Annotated in this window: 1 pseudogene; it reads left to right on the plus strand. The window is 64.8% G+C overall.

What is annotated here, in order from left to right:
• Positions 1-264, plus strand: a pseudogene (locus tag AAEY83_RS15925) (tRNA pseudouridine(13) synthase TruD); the annotation flags it as partial.

Genomic DNA, 264 nt, shown 5'->3' on the forward strand with positions numbered 1-264 from the left:
TGCCGGAACAGCGTAATGTGCGATCGCGGTTACTGTCGACGGCGCGCAGCTTTCTGTTCAACCAGGTGCTGGCGGCGCGCGTCGCCGATGGCACCTGGAACACCGCACTGGTGGGCGATCTGTTGGCCTTTACTGACAGCCGCAGCTTTTTCCCGGCCGGCGAAGCCGAATGCAGCGACCCGCGTCTGTCGATTCTCGACCTGCACCCGACCGGTCCGCAGTGGGGCGAAGGTGACTCGCCAACCGCTGGCGCAGTCCATGAAC

Origin of the sequence: Psychrobacter sp. TB20-MNA-CIBAN-0197, from assembly GCF_040309765.1 — a bacterium.
In the GTDB taxonomy this organism is placed as follows: Bacteria; Pseudomonadota; Gammaproteobacteria; order Pseudomonadales; family Moraxellaceae; genus Psychrobacter; species Psychrobacter submarinus.